Source organism: Haematospirillum sp. 15-248 (assembly GCF_012102665.1).
Taxonomy (GTDB): Bacteria; Pseudomonadota; Alphaproteobacteria; order Rhodospirillales; family Rhodospirillaceae; genus Haematospirillum.
In genome coordinates this window covers 250,100-270,649 of record NZ_JAAVTF010000002.1, presented here as the reverse complement: position 1 = coordinate 270,649, position 20,550 = coordinate 250,100, and the positions used below count along the sequence as shown (strand labels likewise).

The following is a 20,550-nucleotide window of genomic DNA, read 5'->3' as shown; positions in this document are numbered from 1 at the left end:
CATAAACCTACATACCTCATATCTTCCCTGGAATCGTGGCGCTCCATCCTAACTTTTGGTCTTTCTTTGACTGCACACCAAGCGGCGTATCCATTCATTTGGTTGACGAAGGAATTGATACAGGCCCTATTCTCTACCAACGTTACGTAAACTTTACCAAAGAACAAAAGACATTTTCCCAAACATACAGGCAGCTCATTGTGGAGATTGAAAGCCTTTTTAAAGAAAACATCCGTGAAATCATACATGGTACCTATGAAGCTACCCCACAGCGAAGAAAAGGCTCTTGCCACAAAGCGGCAGACCTGCCACCGCAGTTTCGTGGGTGGGATTCCAATATCTAGGGAGAAATCACAAGGCTGGTTTCTTTAATGATCAACAGGGGTTGATAGTAATGCTTATCATATCAGGCCGGGAAGTATCGGAGCATCACCCCCCGTATGTCATTGCCGAGATTTCTGCAAACCACAACGGCTCGCTCGAACGTGCCAAGCTATCTATCGAAATGGCCGCAAAATCGGGGGCAAACGCCGTCAAGATACAAACTTATAACGCCGATACGATGACGATCGACTGCAACAAAGATGATTTTATCGTAAAGGGTGGCTTATGGAACGGATACAAGCTGTACGACCTTTATCGCGAAGCCCACACCCCCTATGAGTGGCACCAGGAACTCTTCCGCTTTGCCCGTGAAATTGGGATTACGTTGTTCTCGACACCCTTTGATGAAACTGCCGTTGACTTGTTGGAATCCCTGAATACACCGGCTTATAAAATAGCATCCTTTGAATTGACTGATTTGCCCCTGATCAGCTACGTGGCAAAAAAGAAGAAACCCATGCTGATGTCTACCGGAATGGCCAGTGAGGGGGAAATAGCGGAAGCCCTGGAATGCGCCCGAAGTCATGGGTGTGATTCCATTCTTCTATTCCACTGCATCAGCAGCTATCCCGCACCTGTCGAGCAAGCCAATATACGATCCATAACACAGCTGAAGAAGACGTTTGGTGTAACCGTTGGCTTATCCGACCATACGATCGGCAATATTGCGGCAACGGCTTCTGTTGCCTTGGGCGCTTCTGCCATTGAAAAACACTTTACCATCAGCAGGGCAGACAAAGGCCCTGACAGCGCGTTCTCAATAGAACCGAACGAACTGGAGAAGCTTGTAGGGGACGTCAACGAAACCTGGTCGGCCTTGGGAAAAGACGAACTTGTCAGGCCCAAGGCGGAGACCAACAGCAGGGTTTTCCGTCGATCGCTGTATTTTGTCAATGATCTCAAGGCAGGAACCCCCATAAAACCCTGCGACGTAAGAAGGATACGCCCCGGGTATGGGCTGCCGCCAAAGCATTACGATGAAATCATCGGAAAGATCACATCAAGAGATGTAGAACGTGGTCAGCCTGTCGGATGGGATGACATACAAAAACATTAAACGAACCCTCATGCCCAGCCACATCAATGACCTGACCGGGCATGACCGGGTCCCGATCCGCCCCCTCTACTCCCACTCGATCGTGCCGGGTGGCTTCGATGTAATATCGTAAACAACGCGGTTCACGCCCTTGACCTCGTTGATAATACGATTGGACAAACGGGACAGGAATTCATGATCAAAATGATAATAGTCTGCTGTCATACCATCCGTTGACGTGACAGCCCGCACGGCAAGGGCATAGTCGTAGGTACGGCCATCACCCATAACCCCAACCGTACGCACAGGAAGCAGCACGGCAAACGCCTGCCAGATGGCATCATACAGCCCGGCATTGCGAATTTCTTCCAGATAGATCGCATCCGCCTTGCGCAGAATATCCAGCTTTTCACGGGTAATATCCTGCCCCGGAATACGGATGGCCAGCCCCGGCCCCGGAAACGGATGACGTCCGACCATTTCTTCCGGAAGCCCAAGTTCACGACCCAACGCGCGAACCTCATCCTTGAACAGTTCGCGCAGTGGCTCCACCAGCTTCATGTTCATGCGCTCGGGCAGACCACCAACGTTGTGGTGAGACTTGATCGTGACGCTTGGCCCACCGGTAAAGGAAACAGACTCAATCACATCAGGATACAACGTCCCCTGGGCCAGGAACTCGGCACCCCCAATCTTGCCAGCCTCGGCCTCAAAGACATCAATGAAGGTTTTACCAATGATCTTGCGCTTTTCTTCGGGGTCTGTCTTGCCGGACAGAAGGCCAAGGAACAGCTCCGAGGCATCCACATGCACCAGATTAATATTGAAACGATCCCGGAAGACCCGCACCACCTGCTCGGCCTCTCCCTGACGCATCAACCCATGATCAACAAAGACACAGGTCAGCTGGTCACCAATCGCCTCGTGCACGATGGCAGCCACAACAGAACTGTCAACACCCCCGGACAACCCGCAAATAACACGACCCGTCCCGACCTGGGCCCGGATGCGGGCAATCTCGGTCTCGCGGAAGGACGCCATGGTCCAATCCCCGGAACAGCCGCAAATATCACGAACAAAGGTCTTCAGAAGCTGAGCCCCATGCGGGGTATGCACGACTTCGGGGTGAAACTGGACCCCATAGAAACGGCGTTCATCATCAGCAACGGCCGCAAACGGCGCTCCTTCAGAAGACGCAACAGCACGGAACCCGGGAGCCAGGGCTGTCACCCGGTCACCGTGGCTCATCCATACCTGCTCGACAGCATCAGGAATCCACGTTCCGTCAAACAGGCGGCAATGTCCCTGTACACGTACAAAAGCCCGGCCAAATTCACGGTGGTCCGACCCTTCAACATGGCCACCCAGCTGAGCCATCATGGTCTGCTGCCCGTAGCAAATCCCGAGAACAGGCAACCCCATGGAAAACAGCTCCTGCGGTGCACGCGGCGTATCCGTTCCTGTGACCGAGGCCGGGCCACCAGACAGAATAACTCCGGCAGGAGAAAAAGCCCTTATGCTGTCGGCACTCACCCGGTTGAACGGGTGTATTTCACAGTAAACACCAGATTCGCGCACACGCCGGGCAATCAGCTGGGTGACCTGGGATCCGAAATCGATAATAAGAATACGGTCAGTCATGGGGTTCCGTACAGATACAGGGCCAGAATCGGCAGAACAGGGGCGGACCTTAGCGCAAAGCGGCCCCGGCCTCCACCATTGTTTCATTCCTGCCGTGAACGCACGGACATATTGCATGTCTGCCCGGGCATTACAGCCCCGTATCCGTTGTTCATGCCTATCCCTTAAAGGATAAAGTTGCAGCAATAGCCGTCATGATCGGACAAGTGTCATGTTTCTGAGAAAAGCGCGGATCGAACTCCAGCTGGGGCTTATTGTCGGTGCCATTGTCATCGGCTTCGTGCCTATGTGGGGCCTGTCCCGTTGGCAGGAGCATACCATCCATCAAGCGTCCGAGCGTCAAAACAACGCCAGATCAATCAGGGATGGCGTTGAGGACATAAGATACAACTTCCTGAACGCCCGACGGCGGGAGAAGGACTTCTTCCTGCGCCTGAATGAAAAAGAAATCGGCAACCATGCCGCCGTCACAGAAGAGATTCTTTCTGATTTCAAGGCACTGGAAGCGCAACTGGATAAAGAACAAGCAGCCAATGCAGCCTCCGCCTCTGAAAAGTTCAAGACCTACAACGCCAAGTTCCAGTCCATTGTTGAGATGTGGAAAACTGTTGGCCTGAAAGAAACAGAGGGCCTGCGGGGGGATCTTGAAAAACGTGCCCTCGCGGCAGGCAGTGAAACAGCCATAAAAACCAGCGCCAGCCTGATGGCACGCTATCTGGACCTGCGACGCCTGGAAAAGGACGTCATGCTCTACAGCCGGCCCGCAGATATCGAGGAGTTCCGGAAAGATGCCACTGATCTTCTAACAGCGACAAACAACAGCGCCGTTATTGCGGACTGGCTGAAGCTGTTTGATCAGTATGTTGCTATCAGCGGTACCTTGGCCAAAGAAACATCCTCGCTGAGCAAGCTGTTTGCCGAAGCTGAACCCTTTCTGGAAGCTCTTATTGAAAGGGCCCGCAACGATGTTGCAGCCGCACGTGCGGCCCAGGACGAAACCATGGCGACAAGCCAGCTTATATCTTCCATCACCATGCTGGTTATCCTGACCGTTGTTGTTTGCATAACAATTATTGTTGCCCTCAGCATTTCGCGCCCCTTGGCCCAGATGACAACGGCTATGGAGAAAATATCAAGCGGGAACCTGAGTGTAGATATCCCGGCCGTTGGCTGGAAAAACGCCATTGGCCAGATGGCAGCGGCTCTGGTTGTTTTCCGCGACAATGCCTTGGAGGTTACCCGCCTGAATGCCATGGCTGAAAGCACCCGTGTCCGCACAGATGCAGAGCGGCGTGCAATGATGGAAAAGCTGGCCGAAGAGTTCCAAGCCACAGCCGGTGCCATGGTTGAAACGATGGTCAGCATGATTTCCCAAATAGGAGACCAGATCCGTTCCGTGGCCAACGATGCGAAAATGGTTCTGGAACGAGCTGATGCATCCAGTCGCTCGGCTGGGTCTGCCAGCCACAACGTCGAGGCTGTAGCTGCAGCCACCGAAGAACTGACAGCATCAATCGGTGCCATATCAGAGCAAGTGGAACGTTCCGCAGGGTTGGCGCACAAGGCATCAGACAGTGCCCGCATCACAATCCAGCGTGTGGAAAGCCTTTCAACCGCTGCCGTAAGGATTGGCGAGGTTGTCAGCATGATCACCGCGATTGCCGACCAAACCAATCTGCTGGCCCTGAACGCCACCATCGAAGCTGCCCGCGCCGGCGAGGCCGGAAAAGGCTTTGCCGTGGTCGCCAATGAAGTCAAAGGCCTGGCAACCCAGACCGGCCGCGCCACAGAAGAAATTGTCCGCCAGGTAGGAGCCGTACAAGCCGCAACAGAAGAAGCCGTACAGGCCATTAACGCCATTGCCGGCAATGTACACAATATCAACGATAACATTGCAGCCATTTCAACCGCTGTCAGCGAGCAAGGCGCCGCAACACGCGAAATCTCGAACAACGTGATCAATGCGGTTTCAGCAACCAGCGAAGTGTCTGACAACATCCGCGAGGTGGCCAGCTTGGCCAACACAACCAGCAAGGCCACCCATACCCTTGACGGGACCATTATAGAACTGCGGAGCAAAGCCTCGGCATTGCAGGACAGCGTGACCCAGTTCCTGGGCTATGTGCGGGGTGACAAATAGGTTCACGCCTCTGACGGCTCCGCACGTTCCAGCACGGCAACGAAAAACCCGTCGGTATCATGCTCCAGCGGATCAAGCCGTAAAAACGGGCCTGTCGCAGGGCAAGGAGCCGTGCCCACAAGATCGGACCACAGGGTCCGGACATCCAAAACGCGAAAATCCGGCGAAGATGCCAGAAAACGTTCTATACGTGCCTCGTTTTCCTGAGGCAGCAGGGAACACGTGGCATAGACAACTCTCCCGCCAGGCCGTACCAAGCGGGATGCGCTGTCCAGAATATGCCCCTGCAGCTCATCCAGGGCCTGCACACTCTGACGATCCAGCCGCCAGCGGGCATCGGGGTTGCGGCGCCAGGTCCCGGTCCCACTGCAAGGGGCATCAATCAGAACCCGATCAAAACGACCGGCAGAGCGCTTGACCCACTTGTCCCGTTCACCGGACAAGACATGTCGGGTCACATTGTGAACCCCGGCACGCCGCAAACGGACAGCTGAACGTTCAAGGCGCCCCTGTGACACATCACAGGCAACCAGCCGCCCCTTGTTCTCCATCCCCGCAGCCATAGCCAAGGTTTTGCCACCCGCACCGGCACAAAAATCAACCACGGCCATTCCCGGGCGGGCATCAACCAGCAGACCGACCAGCTGCGATCCCTCGTCCTGCACTTCGACCAGACCTTCACGGAACGTCTCGGTTGCAGGCAGGTTGGCACGGCCCTCCAGCCGAAGAGAGAGCGGCGACAACAGACCGGGACGGACCGTAATCCCTTCATTCTCCAAGCGGGCGATACCCTCGGCCACATCCGCTTTCAGGCTGTTGACCCGGATATCAACCGGGGCCTCGCGATTGAGCGCCTCAAGGAGCGGCATAACCCGGTCACCGTAACAAGCCGCCAGGTCCGGGATGATCCATTCCGGAACCTCACCCTGCACCCAGTCCGGCTGATCACTGTGGGTCAGCCTTTGGCCCCGCAACGCACGGATCAATGCCTTTTCCCGCTCGCGCAGACGATGCGGGCAGAATTTATCCCCTGAACAGAGGAGATCCAGGTCTGACAGGCTGTATCCCGCAACCAGCACACGATGAGCCAGAACCCGCAGACGCGGCGGAACATCGCCCCATTCCGGAGCTTCTCCCGGCAGGCCAAGCTGGCTGTGCAACCGACGGATCCACCAGCCGATACGCGCCCATGTCCGCAGGAGGCTCCATACGTCATCGGCAATGAACCGGCGATCTTTCGAGCCGATATAACGGCGTGCCCGGAAAAACTCCGACGCTGTGCCATCCGCCGGACGGGGGGAGGAGACAACAGCCTCCAGAAGATCAACAGTAGCTTGTAAACGGGCAGCAGGAATCACGATTGCAATCTTTTCATACCAAGCAGGAACCAGGGACAAGCCCCCAAGAAACCGGAGCCGATGGCAACCCACCGGCTCCGGAGCAAAGCATCAACAACGAAGACCAGATACCCTTACGCCCCTACACGGTAGTTCGGCGCTTCATGGGTAATGGTCACATCATGGACATGGCTTTCACGATAGCCGGCGGTCGTAATGCGACGGAATGTACACCGTTGCTGCATTTCGGCAATGGTACGGTTGCCGGTATAACCCATGGCGGCTTTCAACCCGCCAACCAGCTGATGCAGGATATTGCCCGCTGCACCCTTGTAAGGCACACGCCCCTCGATCCCTTCGGGAACCAGCTTGAGGTCATCCCGGACTTCTTCCTGGAAATAGCGGTCAGCCGATCCACGCGCCATGGCGCCAACAGACCCCATCCCACGGTAGTACTTGTAGGAACGCCCCTGATACAGGACCACCTCCCCGGGGGCCTCGTCCGTTCCGGCCAGCAGGCTGCCGATCATGCAGGAGTCAGCCCCGGCAGCAACAGCCTTGGCCAGATCACCAGAGAACTTGATCCCGCCATCAGCGATCAGGGGAATGCCGTGACTGTGGGCCACCGCACTGACCTCAAGGATGGCAGACAACTGGGGCACACCAACACCGGCCACAACGCGGGTTGTACAGATCGAACCCGGACCAATCCCGACCTTCACGGCGTCAGCCCCGGCTTCTGCCAAAGCGGCCGCTGCTTCCGGGGTTGCAATATTGCCGGCAATAACCTGGGCCGCCGGATAGTTCGACTTGATATCGCGAACAGCCTGAACCACCCCGGATGAATGGCCATGGGCCGTATCAACGACCAACACATCGACCCCGGCCTCCAGAAGGGCCTCGGCACGCTTCATGCCATCGCGGCCCACACCTGTTGCCGCAGCAACCCGCAACCGTCCATGATCATCCTTGCAGGCCAGCGGGTAATTCTGGGCTTTTTCCATATCGCGGACGGTCACCAACCCCACACACCGATAGGCATCATCGACCACCAGCAACTTTTCGATCCGGTGGCGGTGCAGCAGGGCCTTGGCCTCATCCTGGCCAAAGCCCCCAGTCACAGTAACCAGGTTGGTATCGGTCATATAGGATGAGACCGGCTGGGACCGGTCATTGGCAAAGCGCACATCCCGGTTGGTCAGAATACCGACCAGGCGACCTGTGCCACGATCAACAACAGGAATACCGCTGATGGAAAACTGTTCCATCATCTTCAGGGCATCGGCAAGGGGCTGGTCAGGGTGAATGGTCAGGGGATTGACAACCATACCGGACTCAAACCGCTTCACACGCCGCACTTCCTCGGCCTGCTCGGCAATACCAAGATTTTTATGGATGACGCCAATACCGCCTGCCTGGGCCATCGCAATGGCCATCGGGCTTTCCGTAACCGTATCCATGGCTGAGGACAAAAGCGGAATTCCCAAGGACACACCACGGGTCAGACGCGTGGAAACATTGGCCTGGGCAGGCAGAACATCAGAGGCTGCAGGAACCAGCAGCACATCATCAAAGGTCAGGGCTTCAGAGAAATTCATTAATTTTGCACCTTACGACCGGCAGCAGCATATTTCGGGGTGCGCGCCATCATACACAGAAAGTTTTCTGTGCCAAGCAACAGAATTGCAGCCCCGCACCCCGAAAAGTGCAACCCGGAACATCTATGAGACAGCAGATCCCTTAGCCCCGGAACCCCCGGGCGACCAGATACAGCTCCGGGCTTTCCTTGCGGCTGGCCGGGGGTTTTATGTGCTTGATGCTGTCAAAGCGGGGCTTGAGAACCTTGAGCAGGTCACCCGTCGCCCCACCCTGAAACACCTTGCAGAGAAAGGTTCCACCGGGGGCCAGAACCTCGGCCGCAAAGTCCCAGGCGACCTCCAGCAACGCAATAATCCGCAGATGGTCTGTACGGGGATCCCCGGTTGTTGGGGCCGCCATATCGGACATCACCACATCGGCAGTCCCGCCAAGGGCGTCTTTCAGGGCCTGCGGGGCAGCCGGATCAAGAAAGTCCAGGGTAATACAATGCGCCCCGGGAATTGGACCCCATTCCAGGATATCGATCCCGACCACGGTTCCGCCACGGGGCTGATCGGCCCGTGTCCGTTCTACCGCAACCTGGGTCCACCCACCAGGCGCAGCACCAAGATCAACCACTTTCTGACCGGGCTTAAGGAACGCCAGCTGCTGGTCCATCTCAACCAGCTTGAAAGCAGCTCGGGACTTGTAACCCTGCTGGCGCGCAGCCACCACATAAGGGTCATTCAGCTGGCGCTGGAGCCATTGCACAGACGACGTGCTGCGCCCACGGGCAGACTTGACCCGTACAGACGTCATCCGTACCGATACCGCCGACCGGTTCGACGCAGACGATACGCGACGACCGCTCTTTTTTCCTGGTGCTCGTGCCATAACAACCAAAAGATTAGTATACTTGAGAAATGCACTCCATGCCAAAATCGGCCGGAGTATTACGTACCCCCATAAGCCCCATAAGCAGCCCTTCGCGCAAGCCCCGATCTGCAATCGTCAGCGAACCACCTGGCCAAAGACTGAAAACAGCCTCCAGAATGGCACACCCGGCAATGACCAGATCAGCCCTCTGAGGGCCAATACACGGCGAATCTGCCCGTTGCCGGGCCGTCATGCCCATCAACTGCTGCCCCGCATCAAGAATGGCCGCACACGACACATCCAGTCCATCAACCGCTGCGCGATCATAGCGCGTCAAGCCAAGATGAAAAGCTCCCAAAGTTGTAACTGTCCCGGACGTACCCACCACCTGAAGCTGCCCCGTCGTCACACGTTCCGCAAGATTATGGCGCTCCCCAAAGGGTTGGACCATGGAGCAAATGCGGGCGCACACCTCCCGGTATGTGCGATACGAGAAGTCCCCCCCTCCACAGGCATCCGCAACGGTCACGACACCAAAGGGAAGAGACATGAAACCCTCAACCCGTAACCCGGAGGCACCCTGCGCAATCAGGACCAACTCAGTCGACCCGCCGCCAATATCAAACAGAAAGATAGAACTGGCCCCGGCAGAAAAAAGCCCCGAACACCCGACCAAAGCCAGGCACGCCTCTTCTGCGGCAGAAATACACTCTACGGTCAAACCTGTCTCGCGGTATACGGTCGCCAGAAACTCCAGCCCGTTCCCGGCGCGGCGACATCCTTCTGTTGCAACGTGGCGCGAGCGAACCGGACCAAACCGGCCAATCTTTTCGGCGCAGCTGCGCAAGGCGTCAAGTGTTCGCTCCTGCGCAGCAGCAGACAAAACGCCCGTTTCAGCCAACCCTTCCCCCAAGCGGGTTATGCGTGAGAATGAGTCCACAACCCTGAAGCGCTCTCCGTCAGGGCGGGCAATCAGCATACGACAATTGTTTGTCCCAAGGTCGATCGCCGCATACGCAGATGCCACGTCTGTCAGGCCACCACCGGAACCAGCAGAGTATCGACGCCCCTCTAACGGCGCGTTTACCGCAAGATCTGCCATACCGGCCCCTTCCATGCCAACCATACATACCCATATAATCATATCCTAGAGGGTTACAAACGGGGAAGCATGCTCCACGACAGCACTGAAAGTTAAAAAAGATAATAAAGGGGGTTCACAGCATGGAAACAGAAGGATATAAGGGCGCCCGCCTGCCGGATCGATCGATCAAGAGTGATCAGGCTGACTGTCCTGTTGGGGGATAGTTTAATGGTAGAACAGCGGACTCTGACTCCGTTAGTCTTGGTTCGAGTCCAGGTCCCCCAGCCAAAAACGAAACTCCCCGCATACATGTGCGGGGAGTTTCGTTTTCAGGGCAACGGAAACAAGGACCGGATAATACCAGCCCTTGCCAAGCTGCCCGCCTGTCACGCCATAACCATGGACTTTGCGATATAAGAATCCACGGTCGATACAACCGTATCAATATGGCCGGAGAAAAAGTGATCTGCCCCCGGAATGGAAACATGATCCACGCTGATATTCTTCTGGGCCTGAAGCTTGTCGGCCAGCTTCTTCACAGACTCAGCGGAAACAACCCTGTCAGCCGCACCATGCACGATCAACCCGGGAGAAGGGCAAGGCGCCAGGAACGAAAAGTCATAATGGCTGGCCGGCGGCGCAACACTAACAAAACCTGAAATCTCCGGACGACGCATCAGAAGCTGCATCCCGATCCATGCACCAAAGGCAAAGCCTGCCACCCAACACTGCCCTGCATGCGGATTTATGGCCTGCATCCAGTCAAGAGCGGAAGCAGCATCGGACAGCTCCCCCTGCCCGCTGTCAAAAGAACCCTGTGAACGGCCTACACCACGAAAGTTGAAACGCAGGACCGAAAAGCCACGCTGGGCAAACACATGAGAGAGGTCAAAGACAATCCTCTGGTTCATCGTGCCGCCATGCTGGGGATGGGAATGCAGCACAAGCGCCAAGGGGGCATTTGCGGTGCTGGAATGGTGATAGCGACCTTCCAGTCGGCCTTCAGGACCATTGAAGATGACTTCATGCATTGGCGTCTGTTTCTTCAGCAAGTTGGTTACCGGAATAAATGCGTGGAGCGAAATCGCACAGCAGGACCAGAACGAAATAAGGCGGCCCGGCGACAGTATAGCCCTGCCCGGACACAAAAAGCCATTCCCACGATACAGGGAAGAACGGAAACACACCACGACTGACCACAATTTTATCATAAACGCAATGAAAAACACGTTTGTTCATGCCCGTGTACGACTATTTTACGTTGCGCCGCCCCCGATTACTTGATCTTTCTTGTCAACTATCCTAGATTCGCCATAAAAAATAAAAGGCCTTTACACAGGCTTGGGAAGCCGGGGCCAACTCGAAAAATCGGGATCTCCCAGACATCAGGACAGCGCAATGATTTTCAGTCGCCTGAAAGAAGACATAGATACGATCCTGGCCCACGATCCGGCAGCACGCAGCCGGCTGGAAGTGGTCTTGGTTTACCCGGGCGTTCACGCCATCATCGCCTATCGTCTGGCACATCGACTCTGGAAAACAAACCTGCGCCTGCTGGCACGCGTGATTTCCCATCTTGCGAAAATGGTGACAGGCGTTGAAATTCACCCCGGCGCGACCATCGGGCGTCGCGTTTTCATTGATCACGCAACCGGCGTGGTCATTGGAGAAACCGCTGAAATCGGCGATGACGTGACCCTGTACCAAGGCGTGACCCTGGGCGGTACATCTCTTGCCAAGGGCAAGCGTCACCCCACCCTTGGCAAGGGGGTTATCGTCGGGTCGGGGGCACAAGTTCTGGGACCGATCACCGTCGGCGACGGTGCCCGGATCGGGGCTAATGCGGTGGTCCTTGCCGATGTTCCTGCCAATGCGACTGTGGTGGGCATCCCGGCCCGACAGGTTGTTCCCCGTGCGAAGCACGAGGCTGAATTCTGTGCCTATGGTATCCCTGAACGGGATATGCCTGACCCACTCGAGCGGGCTATAACAACACTGTGCGAACAGGTACGCACCCTGTCTGACCGGATTGACACGCTGGAGAAACAGAAAGGCTCAGCGGCATCCGCCCAGCCGGAGACCAGTCATACGGCCGTTGTTATCCCCACTCCGTTTGCCCAACCCGGACCGGACCGGACCCCGGGTGATGATAATACCGAAGACGGCAAAGCCGCTTCAGGCATTTAAGAGCGGGAGCCGAAAACCGTGAGACTGAGCACCAAAGGACGCTATGCGGTTATGGCGATGGCTGATCTGGCCAGCCAACCCGAAGGGAAGCCTGTTTCCTTGGCTGATATCGCCGTACGCCAGGAAATTTCACTGTCCTATCTGGAGCAGTTGTTCGGGCGGCTCCGCAAAGGCGGCCTGGTCAAAAGTGTTCGGGGACCGGGCGGCGGCTACCTTCTTGCCCGCACAGCCGGGCAAACGCGCATTTCCGATATCATCCTTGCCGTGGATGAACCTATTCAGGCCACACGCTGCACGCCGGGCAGTCCCGCTGGCTGTCACAACAACCGTGGACGCTGCCTGACCCATGACCTGTGGGAAGAGCTGGGCAACCAGATTTACCTTTACCTCAGCTCTGTTTCCCTGGAGCAAGTAGTCAAACGTACGATTCTGGGGACAAGCGGACCTCTGCCGGTGGTGGCCACCACCGCTGGAACCTGACGAGCAAAAACAACACAACCTGCCTGAAAAATGAACACGCGAACCGTTTATCTGGACTACAACGCAACGGCACCGGTCAGACCCCAGGCGATTGATGCCGTGGTACGCACCCTGCACATGACCGGAAACCCGTCCTCTGTGCACAACCCAGGGCGCAAAGCCAGGGCCATTGCAGAAGATGCACGGGAAACCGTTGCACAACTGGTCGGCGCTGTTCCGTCCCAGGTCATCTTTACATCCGGCGGGACGGAAGCCTTGGTCCTTGCCCTGCAAGGATACCCGCCCGGTCCCCGGCTTATATCGTCCATAGAGCATCCCTGCGTACGGGTTGCCACACCAGAAGCCAAGGATATTGCCGTAACGCAGGGCGGCATTGTTGATCTGGAGCATCTTGAAAACCTGCTACGGACCGTTCCTGCCCCAGCGCTTGTGGCGGTTATGCTTGCAAACAATGAAACTGGTGTGATCCAGCCTATCCGCGATGTTGTACGGATTGCTCATGCTGCCGGCGCCAAGGTTGTTTGCGATGCCGTACAGGCTGTTGGAAAGATACCCGTTGATTTCCAGAGCCTGGGCGTGGACGCACTGGCTCTGAGTGGCCACAAATGGGGTGGCCCCCAAGGCATTGGTGCCCTGATTACCCGCACACCGGAGCAGCTTGTCCCGCTTTTCACTGGAGGAGGACAGGAACGCGGAAAACGCGGCGGGACCCCCAATACTCCGGGTATTGCCGGGCTGGGCGCAGCCGCCGAGGCTGTCCTGAACCAGGGGCAGGCCGAACGGGAACAAATCCTCCATCTCCGTAACACCCTGGAAAGCCGGATCGTCTCCCTGGCTCCCGGGGCCAGAATCTGGGGCCATGCGGAAAACCGCCTTCCCAATACAACCTGCGTTGAACTGAAGGGGGTCAACCAGCAGCGTCAGATCATGGCCCTGGATCTTGCCGGCATTGCCGTATCTGCCGGATCGGCGTGCTCGTCCGGGAAAACAGCACCCAGCCCTGTTCTGGCCGCCATGGGGGCAAGCGAGTCGCAAGCCCGTGACACGATCCGCATCAGCCTGGGCTGGAACAGCCAGAAGTCAGATATTGAAGCCTTCCTGACAGCTTGGTCTCCCTTGGCGCGGGCTGCTGCGTAGGACAGCAGGGACCAACCGCCTGTTTCCTGTAAAATGCCTTGCCCCAACGCAGGACAGGAGCTATCCATTCCCGCACGTGTAACCATAATCTGTTATCATGGAGAGCTGTCGGCATGCCGAAGATGACCTTCCTCAGCCCTGATGGAACCCGACTCGAGGTCGAAGCCCCGGAAGGCCTGTCTGTACTGGAAATTGCCCATCGCAACGACGTTGATCTGGAAGGCGCGTGCGAAGGATCCTTGGCATGCTCCACCTGCCATGTCGTCATTGCTCCGGACTGGTTCGACCGCCTGGAGCCACCGGCAGAGGATGAGGAAGACATGCTGGACCTCGCCTTCGGGCTGACAAAGACCAGCCGGCTCGGATGTCAGATTATCATGAAGCCGGAACTGGATGGCCTGACCGTGCACCTGCCGGCAGGAAGCCGTGGGACAGCGGGAAGCTGACGCCCCCGCACAACACACCCGGAACAGAACACGTTCGCCGGAAACCCCCTCGGATACCGTTTTTGCTATGCAGATGATGTCCCACGCCCTGATTGATCTGGATATTCCCGGCAACCCGGCTGATACACGGGTTGTTGTTGCCATGTCTGGCGGCGTTGACAGCGCGGTGGCCGCAGCCATCCTGAAGGATGCCGGTTACCAGGTCATCGGGATGACCATGCAGCTTTACGATGCAGGCATAACGGTCGGACGCACCAAGACCTGTTGCGCCGGTCAGGATATCTATGATGCGCGGCGGACGGCAGACCATCTGGGTATCCCCCACTACGTGGTGGATTACGAAGCGACGTTCATGAAAGACGTCATGTCCGCCTTTGCCGATTCCTATATTGCCGGCGAAACGCCTGTTCCCTGCGTGTTGTGCAACCAGACAGTCAAATTCCGGGATCTGGTTCAGGCCGCTCGGGATCTGGATGCAGCAGCCCTGGTGACCGGGCACTATGTCCGCCGGATACCAACCCCGCAAGGGCCAGAGCTGTGGCGCGGTGCCGACCACGGGCGGGATCAGAGCTATTTCCTGTTTGCCACAACGAACGAACAGCTGTCGTATCTGCGCTTTCCCCTGGGTGCCCTGGACAAGGATCAAACCCGCGCCATTGCCCGCAGGCACGGGCTGGCTGTTTCCGAAAAGTCGGACAGCCAGGATATCTGCTTCGTCCCCGATGGCAACTACGCCCGCGTGGTGCAGGAACTCAGACCGGAATCTACCATGCCGGGTGACATTGTTCACATAGACGGCACCGTACTGGGACAGCATGAAGGCATTATTCACTTCACGGTCGGTCAACGCCGTGGACTGGATATCGGCGGGACGGCAGAGCGGCTGTATGTTATACGCGTGGAACCAACGTCCAGACGCGTCATTGTCGGCCCACGTTCAGCACTGGGCAGGGATCGCTTTGCCCTGCGGCATGTCAATTGGATGCCCGACAAGGGAACCTTGCCCACCGAGGGGGCTGCTGTCAGCATCAAGGTGCGCAACAGCTTCCATCCCGTTCCTGCCACAGTATACGGGCGCCCAGGTGGATGGGCAGAAGTCGTTCTGGATAACCCCGCTGATGGAGTATCCCCCGGTCAGGCGTGCGTTTTCTATATCGGGGAACGTATGGCCGGTGGCGGCTGGATCGCACGGAACGCTCCGTGGGAGCAGGATATCTGAAAGTCTTATAGCCTTCCTGCGCAACGCAAGAAATAGCCCAACAAAAACCCCGCCATGATCTGGCGGGGTTTTGCACATAAGCACCTTGTGAAACGCGGCCTACCGCTTCCACCAGCCCCGACGGGGAGCAGCGGCAGCATCGGACTCCCCAGCAGCTGCCATGGCAAGCTGCTGGGGCTCTGTTGAAGGAAGCGACTGATGCTCATCAACCTTCACGCTGGTCTCCTTGGCTGACGCCCCATCAGCATCGGCCACAGGGGTCGCAGCCTTTCGGGAAACACGACGCTTCTTGGGTTTCGGATCAGCCGCTTCCGCAACAAGCAGATCTGCTTCGGCCACAACCGCCGCACGGGAACGGGACGTCCGCTTGCGAGCAGGTTTTTTCGCTGGCACCGCCTCTTCCCCCCCGGAATGCTCAACTACATCCGCCACAACAGCGGCAGGAGCAACGATATCGACCCGGTCCAGAACAGCCACAGCATCCCCAGCCCCGGCCACAGCATTTACCGCTGCCATCAAGGACAGGTTATCAACAACAGGATCGGGTTGACCGGGATCTTCGTTCCGACGAACCCGCCTTACACGGCGCAGTGGGGGCCGTACAACAGCATCGCCGGCAATGCCATCAGACGGCGGAGTTGCCGTGACAGCATCACCGCTCACGGGCAGCGCCACCTCCGGGTCACCATGATCCGCCAAGGCCGAGCCTACCACATCAACCCCCTGCTCCGTGGGCCGCCGACGACGACGGCCACCACGCCGGGAACGGCGACGGCGCTTGGCATCACCCCCGTCATCATCAGACGCATCAGCCGTGACGGCGATACCCTGATCCTCATCAGAAGAGTCATCGCCATCAACCGCGACAACCGCATCATCAACACCCATATCACCGGACACGGTAAGATCACTGCCTGACGGCTCCACAGGCATCACAGCTCCGTCACGACGCCGGCGCCGACGCCGCTTGCGCCGCTTGCGAGGATCCCCCCCTTCTCCCTCGCCCGGTTCCCCACCTTGGGAGACAACGACAGAGACAGGCTCACCCACAGCAGCGACTGGAATATCAGCAAGCACCTCATCACCGGAAACGGGCAGATCGTCCTCTTCCTCATCCAGATCGGGCTGAACAGAAATCGGTATAGAACGAACACCGGCAGCGGGAAGCGATATAGCAGGCTTCAGCCGCTCGATCCGACACTCTGGTGGAATCAAGCTGTCATCACCCTTCAGGAAGGCCGTCAGGGCATAACGCTGTTCAATCTCGGTCAGTGCCGCACGCTTGTTGTTCAACACATACAAGGCAACCGGCGTTGCAACATGAACCACAACCTCGGAAGCACGACGGCGCACACCCTCTTCCTCGATCACCCGCAGAATATGAACCGCCGCACTTTCAACAGAACGCACCATGCCCGTACCGGCGCAACGGGGACAGGGCTGAAAACTTGTTTCCATAAGGGATGGACGCAAACGCTGGCGTGAAAGCTCCAGAAGACCAAACATACTGATCCGGCCCACCTGAATACGGGCACGGTCCAACCGCAGGGCTTCTTTCAGACGCCGCTCTACCGCCGCATTGTTGCGGGGCTCTTCCATATCGATAAAGTCAATGACCACCAGACCGGCCAGATCCCGCAGACGCAACTGACGGGCCACTTCCTCGGCCGCTTCCAGGTTCGTCTTCAGTGCCGTTTCCTCGATGTGACGTTCCCTGGTGGCACGCCCGGAATTGACATCGATGGCAACCAGTGCCTCTGTCTGGTTGATGACAACATACCCGCCAGACTTCAACTGCACCGTCGGGTTGTGCATGGCATCCAGCTGACTGTCCACCTGGAAACGGTGAAACAACGGCATGGACGGATCGCGGTAAGGCTGAACACGGCGCGCATGGCTGGGAGTCAGGATTTTCATGAAATCCTTTGCAACGCGGTATCCGTCCTCACCTTCCACCAGCACTTCATCTATATCGGTAGAATAGATATCACGAATGGCGCGCTTGATCAGATTACCTTCCTCATGCACCAAGGCCGGGGCACAGGACTGCATGGTGATATCCCGTATCTGGACCCAAGTTCGGATAAGATATTCGTAGTCACGCTTGATTTCGGCGCGGGACCGTTCCTGACCGGCTGTACGCAAAATCACTGCCATCTGGGACGGAACATCCAGATCGCTCATGATTTCCTTCAACCGCTTGCGGTCAGCGGCGTTTGTAATCTTGCGGGAAACACCGCCCCCACGAGCCGTATTGGGCATCAACACACAGTAACGCCCGGCCAAAGACAGGTAGGTTGTCAGCGCGGCCCCCTTGTTGCCCCGCTCTTCCTTGACTACCTGCACCAGCATAATCTGGCGGCGCTTGACCACTTCCTGAATTTTATAGGACTGCAACAGGGATTGACGGCGGGAACGATAGGCCTGCACATCGCCGCCTTCATCGACGGCTCCCTCAACCTCTTCCTGCTCTGCGGCAACGTTTTCGCGTTCGGCTTCTTCCGCTGCACGGGCAGCCTCTTCAGCCAACAGAGCCTGACGGTCAGCAACCGGAATTTGGTAATAGTCCGGATGGATTTCACTGAAAGCCAAGAAACCATGACGCCCGCCGCCATATTCAACAAAAGCAGCCTGGAGGGATGGCTCTACACGAATAACTTTTGCTAAGTATATGTTCCCTTTTATTTGTTTCTTTGTTGAGGTCTCGACATCAAACTGTTCGAGCCGTGTCCCATTCAAAACCACAACCCGTGTTTCTTCCGGGTGGGTCGTATCGATCAACATGCGCTTGGCCATAAGCCCTGAAACTCCGTGTCACCGCCGGCATACCCCGAACTTGGGGCAGCCTTTGGGAAATCGTGCCGACAAGGCTTCCGGCGCCACGCATCATGTCACCAAGGACACAGCCACCACGCACCGCGCCGGCTTGCCGACTGCGGAGCGAAAAAGAAAACTGTGTTACATCCATGGCGACGTGGGGCTGCACAAAAGCCTCGAATCTTTGTGGTTAATACCGTTTACCCTGGGTTAACCAGCCTGCCGGATTGCTGCGGTGCGATACTCCCCCTTCACCACGAACCTTCTCTGAACCGGCTTGACCGGCCGCGTCCGTTGGTAAAGCACACACGCCACACAGCCTGTTCAGACGCTACCCCCGCCCCCTCCCGAGAATCCAGCAACGCAGGGCTTGTGAGGAGGTAAGGGAGTAATATGGCAGGAAAACTGTCCAACGCCTGTCTGGCAACGGTAACCCATCACCGATGACAATAACGGTCCGTGCCCCCGGGTACAACATTTTGTTCAGCAATACCCCGCTATCACATCACTTCAGTACCCGTCCGGCTCTTGCAGAGACGCCGCAGCTTTGCTGTTGCAAGAAGGCTAGCACGTGGAGAAACTTGTCAAACTTGCGAAATAGCGCCATATGATCCGCACTGGATACCACACTCCAACGCCGTCCCGAAGCAGTGGAACGGGACAAAGCGCTACCCAAGGATGATTGGGGCCACCACAGAACACCTGCACGCCACCACCTGATACTGATACACCCTGCCCTGGCTGACATTTCCTCGATACCGGATACCATGGACACGCCCAAGACTCCTTCCAGAAATACACTTGCTGCCTTTGCTCCCGGCCGGGATGGCTTGGAATATCCCTGCCTGTCACGGCGGGCTGTCTTGGCTGGCGCAGCCGGTCTGGCCGGGGTCGTCCTATTCTCCAGCCACGGAGCCGAAGCGGTTGGCGCACGGAATGTACGCTTGGGCAACCATGGGACATTTACCCGTGTTGTGATCGATGTGACCGGCGACGTCCCGTTCAGTGCCTTTTCCCTGGCGAACCCAGCCCGTATCATCATCGACCTTCCGGAAATTGACTGGCAGTTCGAACAGCCGACTGTTCCGGGAAAACCGGGCCTTCTGGTCAAGGCCATGCGTTATGGCCTGTTCCAACCCGGCAACTCGCGCATTGTCCTGGATCTGGCAGAACCTGCTGCCGTGAAGAATATGTTTGTTCTCCCCCCGGGGGAACAAACCAGCTGGCGTCTGGTGGTGGATCTGGCACCCGTTGACGCAGCTATGTTCCAGCGCTCTGCCGGACCAAGAAACCGGACCGGCACATTTCGCCCCAAACATGGCCCACAGGATACGGAGCCGGCAACAACACAAGCCGACAACGCTCCACCCCGCCAGCCGATGACACCGGAAAAGCGAAAGGCCGTACCCTCTCCGGCCAAGCCTGTGATTGTCCTTGACCCGGGCCATGGAGGCATTGATCCCGGCGCCACCGGGGTATCCGGTATTTTCGAGAAGAACCTGACACTGTCCACAGCACGGGAACTCAAAGCTGCCCTGGATAAAACGGGCCGGTACACGGTACACCTGACCCGGGACCGGGATATCTTCCTTCAGCTAAGGGAGCGCGTGGCCATTGCCCGCACGCACCGGGCCGACCTGTTTATTTCAATACATGCCGATGCCGGTGCCAAACCATCGATACGGGGTCTTTCCGTCTATACCCTGTCGGACAATGCCTCTGACGCCGAGGCTGCCGCCCTTGCCACATCGGAAAACAAGGCAGACATTATTGCCGGAATCGACCTGAGCCACGAGAGCAAGGAAGTCACCAATATCCTGATTGACCTAGCCCAGAGGGAAACCATGAACCTGTCATCCCGGCTGGCTGAAATTGTGATTGCCGAACTGCGGCGCGACGTCACACTGCTGCCGCGGTCACACCGCTTTGCCGGGTTTGCTGTGCTGAAGGCACCTGATATTCCGTCATTTCTAATGGAAATGGGCTATCTGACAAACCGTGATGAAGAACGTCTGCTGCGAACCCGGGGCTATCGCAAGAAACTGGCATCAGCCATGGTCCGCGCCATAGACCGTTATTTCTCGGCCACCCAAAAAGCCTCTCTGCCATGAAACAGACACCAAACTTCGGTAGCTGGCGTGACCTTCAGCCGCTATAGTGTTCGGCTTCTCAGACGTATAGGCATCTG

General features: G+C 57.1%; 17 protein-coding genes and 1 tRNA gene. 10 read left to right on the top strand and 8 right to left on the bottom strand.

Features of this window, described 5'->3' with window-relative positions; all coding sequences use genetic code 11:
• Nucleotides 1–35 precede the first annotated feature (35 nt).
• Together HEQ72_RS04210 and pseI are read left to right on the top strand one after the other, a co-directional pair.
• Nucleotides 36–344, top strand: a complete 309-nt coding sequence (locus HEQ72_RS04210; RefSeq protein WP_168019641.1) for a formyltransferase family protein — start codon at nucleotides 36–38, stop codon at nucleotides 342–344.
• A gap of 50 nt (nucleotides 345–394) precedes the next feature.
• On the top strand, nucleotides 395–1,441 hold the full coding sequence (gene pseI, locus HEQ72_RS04205) for a pseudaminic acid synthase (RefSeq protein WP_209315623.1): 1,047 nt from the start codon (nucleotides 395–397) through the stop codon (nucleotides 1,439–1,441).
• A 66-nt stretch (nucleotides 1,442–1,507) separates the two neighbouring features.
• Here pseI and guaA read toward each other — a convergent pair whose 3' ends face one another.
• The gene (guaA, locus tag HEQ72_RS04200) at nucleotides 1,508–3,061 is read right to left on the bottom strand and encodes a glutamine-hydrolyzing GMP synthase (protein WP_168022643.1); all 1,554 of its coding nucleotides are present in this window, start codon (nucleotides 3,059–3,061) and stop codon (nucleotides 1,508–1,510) included.
• 211 nt (nucleotides 3,062–3,272) lie between these two features.
• On the opposite strand from guaA, the gene HEQ72_RS04195 reads away from it, so the two are divergent.
• Complete coding sequence (locus HEQ72_RS04195) at nucleotides 3,273–5,201, top strand: methyl-accepting chemotaxis protein (protein ID WP_168022642.1); 1,929 nt, start codon at nucleotides 3,273–3,275, stop codon at nucleotides 5,199–5,201.
• Between the two features lie 2 nt (nucleotides 5,202–5,203).
• On the opposite strand, the gene HEQ72_RS04190 is transcribed toward HEQ72_RS04195, so the two are convergent.
• From HEQ72_RS04190 to HEQ72_RS04175, 4 genes are all read right to left on the bottom strand, one after another.
• The gene (locus HEQ72_RS04190) at nucleotides 5,204–6,598 is read right to left on the bottom strand and encodes an RsmB/NOP family class I SAM-dependent RNA methyltransferase (protein ID WP_245184119.1); all 1,395 of its coding nucleotides are present in this window, start codon (nucleotides 6,596–6,598) and stop codon (nucleotides 5,204–5,206) included.
• A gap of 74 nt (nucleotides 6,599–6,672) precedes the next feature.
• The gene (gene guaB, locus HEQ72_RS04185) at nucleotides 6,673–8,136 is read right to left on the bottom strand and encodes an IMP dehydrogenase (protein ID WP_066134857.1); all 1,464 of its coding nucleotides are present in this window, start codon (nucleotides 8,134–8,136) and stop codon (nucleotides 6,673–6,675) included.
• A 142-nt stretch (nucleotides 8,137–8,278) separates the two neighbouring features.
• Complete coding sequence (locus HEQ72_RS04180; RefSeq protein ID WP_416046651.1) at nucleotides 8,279–9,010, bottom strand: RlmE family RNA methyltransferase; 732 nt, start codon at nucleotides 9,008–9,010, stop codon at nucleotides 8,279–8,281.
• Nucleotides 9,011–9,023: 13 nt separating this feature from the next.
• On the bottom strand, nucleotides 9,024–10,094 hold the full coding sequence (locus tag HEQ72_RS04175) for a Ppx/GppA phosphatase family protein (RefSeq protein WP_168022687.1): 1,071 nt from the start codon (nucleotides 10,092–10,094) through the stop codon (nucleotides 9,024–9,026).
• Between the two features lie 196 nt (nucleotides 10,095–10,290).
• On the opposite strand from HEQ72_RS04175, the gene HEQ72_RS04170 reads away from it, so the two are divergent.
• Nucleotides 10,291–10,364 (top strand) — tRNA-Gln (locus HEQ72_RS04170).
• Between the two features lie 98 nt (nucleotides 10,365–10,462).
• Here HEQ72_RS04170 and HEQ72_RS04165 read toward each other — a convergent pair.
• Both HEQ72_RS04165 and HEQ72_RS04160 read right to left on the bottom strand, forming a co-directional pair.
• Nucleotides 10,463–11,107 (bottom strand): alpha/beta hydrolase, encoded by a 645-nt coding sequence (locus HEQ72_RS04165; RefSeq protein WP_168019651.1) that lies wholly within the window; start codon nucleotides 11,105–11,107, stop codon nucleotides 10,463–10,465.
• Nucleotides 11,100–11,315, bottom strand: a complete 216-nt coding sequence (locus tag HEQ72_RS04160; protein WP_168019653.1) for a hypothetical protein — start codon at nucleotides 11,313–11,315, stop codon at nucleotides 11,100–11,102. The genes HEQ72_RS04165 and HEQ72_RS04160 overlap by 8 nt, the downstream gene beginning before the upstream one ends.
• A gap of 159 nt (nucleotides 11,316–11,474) precedes the next feature.
• Between HEQ72_RS04160 and cysE the strand changes: the two genes are divergently transcribed.
• From cysE to mnmA, 5 genes are all read left to right on the top strand, one after another.
• The gene (gene cysE / locus HEQ72_RS04155) at nucleotides 11,475–12,263 is read left to right on the top strand and encodes a serine O-acetyltransferase (protein WP_168019655.1); all 789 of its coding nucleotides are present in this window, start codon (nucleotides 11,475–11,477) and stop codon (nucleotides 12,261–12,263) included.
• A gap of 18 nt (nucleotides 12,264–12,281) precedes the next feature.
• Nucleotides 12,282–12,743: an Rrf2 family transcriptional regulator gene (locus HEQ72_RS04150; protein WP_168019657.1), complete on the top strand. Its 462-nt coding sequence runs from the start codon at nucleotides 12,282–12,284 to the stop codon at nucleotides 12,741–12,743.
• Between the two features lie 30 nt (nucleotides 12,744–12,773).
• Nucleotides 12,774–13,880 carry a cysteine desulfurase family protein gene (locus HEQ72_RS04145; RefSeq protein ID WP_168019659.1) on the top strand — a complete coding sequence of 369 codons (1,107 nt, stop codon included), beginning with the start codon at nucleotides 12,774–12,776 and terminating at the stop codon, nucleotides 13,878–13,880.
• A 113-nt stretch (nucleotides 13,881–13,993) separates the two neighbouring features.
• Nucleotides 13,994–14,326, top strand: coding sequence for a ferredoxin family 2Fe-2S iron-sulfur cluster binding protein (locus HEQ72_RS04140; RefSeq protein ID WP_168019661.1), 333 nt, complete (start codon nucleotides 13,994–13,996; stop codon nucleotides 14,324–14,326).
• Nucleotides 14,327–14,399: 73 nt separating this feature from the next.
• Nucleotides 14,400–15,545, top strand: coding sequence for a tRNA 2-thiouridine(34) synthase MnmA (mnmA, locus tag HEQ72_RS04135; RefSeq protein ID WP_209316184.1), 1,146 nt, complete (start codon nucleotides 14,400–14,402; stop codon nucleotides 15,543–15,545).
• A 99-nt stretch (nucleotides 15,546–15,644) separates the two neighbouring features.
• Here mnmA and HEQ72_RS04130 read toward each other — a convergent pair whose 3' ends face one another.
• Nucleotides 15,645–18,341 (bottom strand): Rne/Rng family ribonuclease, encoded by a 2,697-nt coding sequence (locus HEQ72_RS04130; RefSeq protein ID WP_168022641.1) that lies wholly within the window; start codon nucleotides 18,339–18,341, stop codon nucleotides 15,645–15,647.
• Nucleotides 18,342–19,129: 788 nt separating this feature from the next.
• Here HEQ72_RS04130 and HEQ72_RS04125 point away from each other — a divergent pair.
• Entirely contained in the window at nucleotides 19,130–20,473 is a 1,344-nt protein-coding gene (locus HEQ72_RS04125; RefSeq protein WP_168022640.1) for an N-acetylmuramoyl-L-alanine amidase, read from the top strand.
• Nucleotides 20,474–20,550 lie beyond the last annotated feature (77 nt).

Bases quoted from the DNA above. Each gene is read 5' to 3' on its own strand.
- HEQ72_RS04130 (WP_168022641.1), bottom strand. From the start codon at position 18,341: ATGGCCAAGCGCATGTTGATCGATACGACCCACCCGGAAGAAACACGG.
- HEQ72_RS04175 (WP_168022687.1), bottom strand. From the start codon at position 10,094: ATGGCAGATCTTGCGGTAAACGCGCCGTTAGAGGGGCGTCGATACTCT.
- HEQ72_RS04160 (WP_168019653.1), bottom strand. From the start codon at position 11,315: ATGAACAAACGTGTTTTTCATTGCGTTTATGATAAAATTGTGGTCAGT.
- HEQ72_RS04125 (WP_168022640.1), top strand. From the start codon at position 19,130: ATGGACACGCCCAAGACTCCTTCCAGAAATACACTTGCTGCCTTTGCT.
- guaA (WP_168022643.1), bottom strand. From the start codon at position 3,061: ATGACTGACCGTATTCTTATTATCGATTTCGGATCCCAGGTCACCCAG.
- HEQ72_RS04180 (WP_416046651.1), bottom strand. From the start codon at position 9,010: ATGGCACGAGCACCAGGAAAAAAGAGCGGTCGTCGCGTATCGTCTGCG.
- HEQ72_RS04195 (WP_168022642.1), top strand. From the start codon at position 3,273: ATGTTTCTGAGAAAAGCGCGGATCGAACTCCAGCTGGGGCTTATTGTC.
- cysE (WP_168019655.1), top strand. From the start codon at position 11,475: ATGATTTTCAGTCGCCTGAAAGAAGACATAGATACGATCCTGGCCCAC.
- pseI (WP_209315623.1), top strand. From the start codon at position 395: ATGCTTATCATATCAGGCCGGGAAGTATCGGAGCATCACCCCCCGTAT.
- HEQ72_RS04165 (WP_168019651.1), bottom strand. From the start codon at position 11,107: ATGCATGAAGTCATCTTCAATGGTCCTGAAGGCCGACTGGAAGGTCGC.
- guaB (WP_066134857.1), bottom strand. From the start codon at position 8,136: ATGAATTTCTCTGAAGCCCTGACCTTTGATGATGTGCTGCTGGTTCCT.
- HEQ72_RS04140 (WP_168019661.1), top strand. From the start codon at position 13,994: ATGCCGAAGATGACCTTCCTCAGCCCTGATGGAACCCGACTCGAGGTC.
- mnmA (WP_209316184.1), top strand. From the start codon at position 14,400: ATGATGTCCCACGCCCTGATTGATCTGGATATTCCCGGCAACCCGGCT.
- HEQ72_RS04145 (WP_168019659.1), top strand. From the start codon at position 12,774: ATGAACACGCGAACCGTTTATCTGGACTACAACGCAACGGCACCGGTC.